5 protein-coding genes are annotated in these 5185 nt (G+C 73.6%); 2 read left to right on the top strand and 3 right to left on the bottom strand.

The window, feature by feature from the left end; translation table 11 throughout:
* On the bottom strand, nt 1-1386 hold a 1386-nt coding region (locus VGO20_RS21140; protein ID WP_327504364.1), incomplete at its 3' end, for an NAD-dependent succinate-semialdehyde dehydrogenase.
* 142 nt (nt 1387-1528) lie between these two features.
* Nucleotides 1529-2911: a bifunctional UDP-N-acetylglucosamine diphosphorylase/glucosamine-1-phosphate N-acetyltransferase GlmU gene (gene glmU, locus VGO20_RS21145; RefSeq protein ID WP_327504365.1), complete on the bottom strand. Its 1383-nt coding sequence runs from the start codon at nt 2909-2911 to the stop codon at nt 1529-1531.
* A gap of 114 nt (nt 2912-3025) precedes the next feature.
* On the opposite strand from glmU, the gene gph reads away from it, so the two are divergent.
* Nucleotides 3026-3709 (top strand): phosphoglycolate phosphatase, encoded by a 684-nt coding sequence (gene gph, locus VGO20_RS21150; RefSeq protein WP_327504366.1) that lies wholly within the window; start codon nt 3026-3028, stop codon nt 3707-3709.
* On the opposite strand, the gene VGO20_RS21155 is transcribed toward gph, so the two are convergent.
* Nucleotides 3706-4743 carry a saccharopine dehydrogenase family protein gene (locus VGO20_RS21155; protein ID WP_327504367.1) on the bottom strand — a complete coding sequence of 346 codons (1038 nt, stop codon included), beginning with the start codon at nt 4741-4743 and terminating at the stop codon, nt 3706-3708. The two genes, gph and VGO20_RS21155, sit on opposite strands and share 4 nt — an antisense overlap.
* A 100-nt stretch (nt 4744-4843) precedes the next feature.
* Here VGO20_RS21155 and VGO20_RS21160 point away from each other — a divergent pair.
* On the top strand, nt 4844-5185 hold a 342-nt coding region (locus tag VGO20_RS21160), incomplete at its 3' end, for a TetR/AcrR family transcriptional regulator (RefSeq protein ID WP_327504368.1).

Genomic DNA, 5185 nt, shown 5'->3' on the forward strand with positions numbered 1-5185 from the left:
CGGCGCCGCCTCGGTCGAGATGATGCCCTCGTTGATGCCGACGATGCCGTATTCCAGCGCCTCCGAGACGCGCCAGATCCGGCCGACGTCGCGGCTGTAGAAATACGCGGCCAGGCCGAACTCGGTGTCGTTGGCCATGCGGACCGCCTCCTCCTCGGTGTGGAAGCGGAACAGCGGGGCCACCGGGCCGAAGGTCTCCTCGCGCGCGACCTTCATGCGCGTGGTGACGTCGGCGAGGATCGTCGGCTCGAAGAAGCTGCCGCCGAGCGCGTGGCGCTTGCCGCCGACGACGACGCGCGCACCCTTGTCGACCGCGTCGCGGATGTGCTCCTCGACCTTCTCGACCGCGGCCATGTCGATCAGCGGGCCCTGCTGGGCGTTCTCGACCTCCAGGCCCGCCCCGACCTTGAGCGCGCCCACGGCCTCGGCCAGCTTGGCGGCGAAGGCGTCGTAGACGCCGTCCTGGACCAGGATGCGGTTCGCGCAGACGCAGGTCTGCCCGGTGTTGCGGTACTTCGACGCCAGCGCGCCCTTGACCGCCTCGTCCAGGTCGGCGTCGTCGAACACGATGAACGGCGCGTTGCCGCCCAGCTCCATCGACGTCTTCTTCACGGTGCCGGCGCACTGGGCCATCAGGTGCTTGCCGATCTCGGTCGAGCCGGTGAAGGTCAGCTTGCGCACCGTGGGATTGCCGGTCATCTCGCCGCCGATCGCGCGGGCCGAGCCGGTGACGACCGACAGCACGCCCGCCGGCACGCCCGCGCGCTCGGCCAGCACCGCCATCGCGAAGGCGGAATACGGGGTCGCGGTCGCGGGCTTGATCACCATCGGGCAGCCGGCGGCCAGCGCCGGCCCGGCCTTGCGCGTGATCATGGCGGAGGGGAAGTTCCAGGGCGTGATCGCCGCGCAGACGCCGACCGGCTCCTTCAGGACGACGATCCGGCGCCCGGGCAGGTGCTGCGGGATCGTGTCGCCGTAGATGCGCTTGCCTTCCTCGGCGAACCACTCGATGAACGAGGCGGCGTAGGCGATCTCGCCCCGCGCCTCGGCGAGCGGCTTGCCCTGCTCGGCCGTGAGGATGCGCGCGAGGTCCTCCTGGTTGGCCATCATCAGCTCGTACCAGGTGCGCAGCACCTTCGCGCGCTCCTTCGCGATCAGCGCGCGCCACGCCGGCCAGGCGCGGTTCGCCGCCTCGATGGCGCGGCGCGTCTCCTCCGCCCCCATCTCGGGCACCGTGCCGAGCACGGAGCCGTCGGCGGGGTTCGTCACCTCGATCGTGCGGCCGCTGTCGGCGCCGATCCACTCGCCGTTCACAAAGCCCCGGTCGCGCAGCAGCGAGGCGTCCTTCAGGCCGAGGCGCGCGGCCGTCTCTGCGATGTTGGGCATCGGTGGTCTCCCGTGATCCGTTCTTTGCGCCGGGTCGGGCCCGGCCGTTCGCCGCGCAGTTTAACGAAGCCCCGCCGGGGGCGCCAGCGCGCCCGGTTCGGGGCTGCCCCGCGCGCCGCGGTCACGTCCCCGCGCACCGCGGTCACGTTCCCGACGGCGCCTGTCCCGTCTTGGCCGCCTTCGCCGCCTTCCCGCGCTCGCGCAGCCGGGCCCCGCCGCCGTCCAGCACGCGCTGCCGGCCGCGCGCGATCGCGAGCGCGTCGTCCGGCACCTCCGCGGTCACGACGCTGCCGGCCGCGACGACGGCCCCGGCCCCGACCGACACCGGCGCCACCAGCGCCGTGTTGGAGCCGATGAAGGCGCCGGCGCCGATCTCGGTGCGGTGCTTCAGGTAGCCGTCGTAGTTGCAGGTGATGGTCCCGGCGCCGATGTTGGCGCGCTCGCCCACGGCCGCGTCGCCGATGTAGCTGAGATGGTTCGCCTTGGCGCCGCGGCCGAGCCGGGCGTTCTTGACCTCGACGAAGTTGCCGACATGGCAGTCCGGCCCGATTTCCGCCCCCGGGCGCAGCCGCGCGAACGGGCCGATCCGGGCACCCTCGGCGATGCGCACGCCCTCCAGGTGGCAGAACGCCAGGATCTCGACCCCGTCGGCGACCTCGACCCCCGGCCCGAAGAACACGTTCGGCCCGATCACGACGTCGCGGCCGAGGCGGGTGTCGGCGGCGAGCCACACCGTGCCGGGATCGACCAGCGTCGCCCCCTCCTCCATCGCGCGCCGGCGCAGCCGCTCCTGGAGCAGCCGCTCGACCTCGGCCAGCTCGACCCGCGAGTTGACGCCGACGACCTCGCCGGCCGGGCCCTCGACGACCCGGCAGGCATGGCCGAGCGAGCGGGCGACCGCGACCGCGTCGGTCAGGTAGAACTCGCCCTTGGCGTTGTCGCTGCCGATGCGGTCCAGCAGGTCCCACATCCGGGCGCCGTCGAAGGCCATCAGCCCGGCGTTGCACAGGCCGATCGCGCGCTGCTCCTCGCTCGCGTCCAGGAACTCGACGATCGCCTCCAGCCGCCCGGTGCCGTCGGTGACCAGCCTTCCATAGGCGCCGGGCTCGTCCGGGCGCATGCCCAGCACGACGACGGCCGGATCGTCGGCGGCCGCGCGGGCGTCGCGCAGGGCGCGCAGCGTCTCAGGGGTGACCAGCGGCGTGTCGCCGTAGAGCACGATCACGTCGCCCGCGAAGCCTTCCAGCGCGCCGCGCGCCGCCAGCACGGCGTCGGCGGTGCCGCGCTGCTCGGCCTGGACCGCGACCGGGTGCGGGGCGACCGCGTCGCGCACGGCGTCCATGCCGGGCCCGACGACGACGACGACGCGCTCGGGCGCCAGATCCCCGGCGGCGTCGAGGGCGTGGCGGACCATCGGCCGGCCGGCGACCTCGTGCAGCACCTTGGGCAGGCGCGACTTCATCCGGGTGCCCTTGCCGGCGGCGAGCACGATACAGGCGAGGGGGCGCTGGGCTTGGCTGGTCATGAAGCGGTCCATCGGGTTCGCGAGGTGGCGCGCAGGCCGATTTACTGCCACAGTCCGCACCCCGCCCCCAAGCCGAAAGGTGGGCGACCCCGATCGAGTCAGCCGCGAGCCGCCATGCCCCAGCCCCCCGTTACCCGCCCCGGGGCCGTCATCTTCGACCTCGACGGCACCCTGATCGACAGCGCCCCCGACATCGGCGCCGCCCTCAACCGCTTCCTCCTCCGCCACGGCCGCCCGCCCGTCACCGACGCGCAGGTCCGCACCATGATCGGGGACGGCGCCGGGAACCTGCTCCGCTACGCCTTCGCCGCGACGGGCGCGCCCCTGGAGCCGGGCGGCGAGGCCCGGCTGCTGCCGGACTTCCTCGACGACTACGAGGCCCAGCCCGCCGACCCGCGCACGCTCTATCCCGGCGTGCCGGAGACGCTGGAGGCGCTGGCCGCCGCGGGCATCGCGCTCGGCCTGTGCACGAACAAGCCCGAGCGCGTGACCCGCGTCGTGCTGGACCAGGTCGGCCTCGCCACCCGCTTCGCGGCGGTCGCCGGCGGCGACACGCTGGCGTTCCGCAAGCCCGACGGCCGCCACCTCGCCTGGGTGGCCGAACGGCTCGGCGCGGCACCCGGCACCTCGGTGATGGTCGGCGACAACGCCAACGACGTCGGCGCCGCGCGCGCCGCCGGCATGCCGGTGATCGCCGTCAGCTACGGCTATCCCCGCATGCCCGTCGCCGAGCTCGGCGCCGACCTCGTGATCGACCGCTTCGCCGACCTGCCCGGCGCGCTGGCCCGGCTGCGCTAGCCGGTGATCTCCCCAGAAATCTCCAGGGTCAGGTCGTCCGGCGACAGGGCCTGCAGGAAACTCCGCGCGTCGAACGCCGCGCCGGGCGGCTGGGCGCCGCGGCGCCGCACCTCGCCGTCGAGGATGCGCCGCAGCGCCTCGCAGGCCAGCGGCGCCGTGACGGCGTAGATGTCGCGCCCGCGCGCCGTGGCCCGGCGGATGTCGCCCTGCCTGCGGACCATCACGTCGACCACGAAGGTCTGCGCCGACCGTCCCGACCCGTCGGCGGCCTCGGGCGGCGGCGTCGCCCCGTCCCGGATGTCGCGCAGCGCCCGGTGGTTGAGATAGGTGTGAAGCTCGGTCACGCGCAGGTGCCGCGCGATCAGGACGACCTCCGAGAACGGAAGCTCGGTCATGTCCTGGCGCCCGAACGGCTCCGGGAAGCCCCATGAGACCTCGGGCGCCGGCTGGGGCAGCGGCGCCAGCCGCCCCTCGGCGACGACCATGCGCCGGGACGTGTTCCGCCTGCCGGTGATGCGCGTGCCCTCGGTCGGATGCCAGCTGTCCAGCGCGATCCCGACCCGGATCTCGTCGGCGGCATCCCAAGTCCCCATCGCCGCCGTGGCGAGGAGATCGGCAAGCCCGCCGTAGAACCCCATCGCCGGAACGAACACCAGCCCCGCCGCGCGCGCGGGCTCGTCGAACGTCTCCATCGTCGCCAGCGCGCTCGGCTGTTCGGCCGTCACGTCCAGATAGTGGATGCCCGCGCGCAGGGCGGCCGCGGCGACGGCGTCGGCCGTGTCCAGGAACGGGCCGGCGCAGTTCACGACCGCCGCCGTGCCGGCGAACGCACGGTCGAGCGATGCCGGGTCGTCGATCGAGGCGGTCCTGGTCGCCACGCCCTGCCCGCCGAACCCCGACGCTTCAAGCTTCGCGCCGTCCCGGGCCACCGCCACAGGCACGAACCCGCGCCGCCGCAGCTCCGCGACCACGAAGCGCCCCGTATGCCCCGTCGCCCCGAACACCGCGACGCGTTCCTCCCGCCCGATCGTCATGCTTCCTCACGCTACAGACCTGTTTGTTTCTCAGACGCTACGTACAGGTCGGTAGCGTGTCAAGCCCGTCCGTGCTACAGATCGGCCAGGAGGTTCGCGAATGCCCAGCAGCCGGACTACCGCCGACACGCGCCCCGCCGCGGAGGTGAGGGACCGGATCCTGGAGACGGCGTCAGCCCTCTTCTACCGCCAGGGCGTGCGCGCCGTCGGCGTCGACCTCGTGGTCGAGAAGGCGGGCGTGGCCAAGACGAGCCTCTACCGCCATTTCCGCACCAAGGACGACCTCGTAGCCGCCTTCCTTCAGCGCGAGGATGAGGATTTCTGGCGCTGCTGGGACCGTGTCGCGGGGCGCCATGCGGACGATCCCGCCGCCGAGTTGGACGCGCATCTCGACTGGATCGGCGAGCGCGTCGGCCGGCCGAACTACCGCGGGTGCCCGCAG

The sequence above is a fragment of the Arenibaculum sp. genome (assembly GCF_035998295.1).
In the GTDB taxonomy this organism is placed as follows: domain Bacteria; phylum Pseudomonadota; class Alphaproteobacteria; order Azospirillales; family Azospirillaceae; genus DASYHS01.